Source organism: Streptomyces capoamus, from assembly GCF_014654935.1.
GTDB classification, from domain to species: domain Bacteria; phylum Actinomycetota; class Actinomycetes; order Streptomycetales; family Streptomycetaceae; genus Streptomyces; species Streptomyces capoamus.
In genome coordinates, this window is record NZ_BNBF01000001.1 from 72,684 (window position 1) to 74,802 (window position 2,119).

Below are 2,119 nucleotides of genomic sequence, written 5' to 3' on the forward strand. Positions count from 1 at the left end.
AACAGCTCGGCCACTTCGACGGCGGCCTGCCGCTGCTGCTCGCCGAGACCGTGCTCGGCTGGGGCGCCCGCCGCTACCTCGACTCCCGGCCCGGCCGCGGCGCCCCCGGGCCGTGGCCGCCCCTGTCGGACCCGGAGGAGCCGCCGGCCGCTCCGCCGTCGTCCGGCGGCCGGCACCGCACCGGACCGCAGAACCGTCACCGCAAGGCCTTCGCCGTCGGCGTCGGACTCACCTCCCTCGCCCTGCTCGCCACCGTCCTCGTGGCCCGCGGCTGGTCCGTTGACAACGGTGTCCCCGGGCCCGCCGCCACCTGGGGCGCCCCCGCGGCCGGCAGCCCCCGGCCGAGCGGCACCGGTGGCCGCCCCGGCCCCTCGGCCGCCTCCGCCTCCGTCGGCCGGCCGCAAGGCGCCGATCCGGCCGACAGCACCCTGCGCGGCCTCGCCTCCGGGCGCTGCCTGGAGGTGCGCGGCGACCGGGCCGAGGCGGGCGCCGGTGTCCGCCTCGCCCCGTGCACGGCAGCCCCGGCCCAGCAGTGGTCGTACCGGGAGGACGGCCTGCTGCGCAGCGCCGCCGACCCCGCCCTGTGCCTCGCCGCCGCCCCCGGTACGAAGGGCGTCTCGCTGGCAGAGTGCGGCGGACCGGCCAAGGAGGTGTCGTACGACGTCACCGTCCGCGGTGAGATCCTGCCGCGCCGCCACCACGGTCTGGCCCTCGCGGCCGGACCCGGCCGTTCCGCCACCCGGGTCGAGGTGGCGCGACGCGACGGTTCGGCCCGGCAGCGGTGGGTCCTGGAACCGGCGGCCGGCGGGCGACCGTCTGCCGACGCCGTGCCGGACGCGCGTGTCCGGCACGGCCTGGCCGGGGCCGGGCGGCCGGGGCAGGCGACGCGCGGGCCGGGGCGGACTCCGGTGCCCGGTACCGGGGACCGCGGCCCCTCGCGCGCGCAACCGGGGCTCACGGGGGAGCGGGCCGCGCCGCGGGTCGCGCAGGTCCGCGCCGCGCGGACGGAGCGGCCGGCCGCCGGGGCCGGCGTCGTCCAGCGGACCGGGGAGCTCGTGGCCCCGATCGCCGGCACGCTGACGGGACCGGATGCCGGAAAGCTGTCGGGGCCGGTCGCCGGGAAGCTGTCGGGGCAGGTCGCCGGCATGCCGACCCGGTCGGTCACCGGGGACGGCGGTGTCGCTGCGGGGGCCGTGCGGGTGGTGCTCGGCTGACCCGCGGACGGGGGCGCCCGGCACGGGGCGTCCCCGTCCGAAGGGCGTCACCGAGCCCGTTGTCCGTTTCCCGTCGGCCCGGTTCGAGCCACCGGGCCGCCGTCATTCGGAATTTACAGAAGGCGGCCGCATGTCCGGTCGCGCCCGGAGCGGACGTGGGCACGGCGGGGACGGTGGACGGTTTCGCCCGGCTTGTGCCGGCTGCCCGCGGAGGCGGCCGGGCGGTCCCGCACCCGCGCCGGTGCTGGGAATCGCTGGATTTCGCGCCGCTTGCGCGGAATTCGGTGTGCTGGCCGGATCGACGCCCCCGCACATTCAAAGGCTGCGCCGTTATTGACCCGCGAGTAAGGACCTCGCTAGTTTCCGTTGCCCTCGCACCAGAGTGTCTCGCCGCGCGTACCCCCCACCGTGCTGTCCCCGCCGATCGTGCCGGAGCATCATGACCTCCCCTGTGCGTGCCCACGACCTGATCCTGTGCCTCACCCCGTTCGGGGAACCCGACGCCGCCCTCGCCGCCACCGCCACCGCGGCCGGCGCCCTCGGCGTCCTGGACCTGGGCACCGGCGACCGAAGATCCCGCGAACAGCTGTCCCGGCTGAGACGGGCCGCACCGGGCCCCTTCGGCATCCGGGTGACCGGCCGCTGCGCCCTCACCCCCACGGACCTCCCCGGCACCGTCGACACCGTGGTCCTCACCCCGGACGCGGCCTGGCCGGCGTCCGAACTGCCACCTGCATCACGGCTGTTGATGGAGGTGACCGATCTGGGGCAGGCCCGTGCGGCCGTCCGTGCGGGCGCCCGGGGGCTGATCGCCCGGGGCTGCGAGAGCGGCGGCCGGGTCGGCGAGCTGAACACCTTCGTCCTCCTGCAACAGCTGCTGGCCGACGCGGAGTTGACCGGCCTGC

The 2,119-nt window shown here is 77.7% G+C and carries 2 protein-coding genes; both read left to right on the plus strand.

From position 1 onward, the window contains the following. Nucleotides 1-1,214: RICIN domain-containing protein (locus IE312_RS38300; protein WP_229898790.1), on the plus strand; the 1,214-nt coding region annotated here is incomplete at its 5' end. 439 nt (nucleotides 1,215-1,653) lie between these two features. Next, nucleotides 1,654-2,119 (plus strand): hypothetical protein (locus IE312_RS00375; RefSeq protein WP_189977137.1); only part of this gene is annotated, 466 nt, incomplete at its 3' end.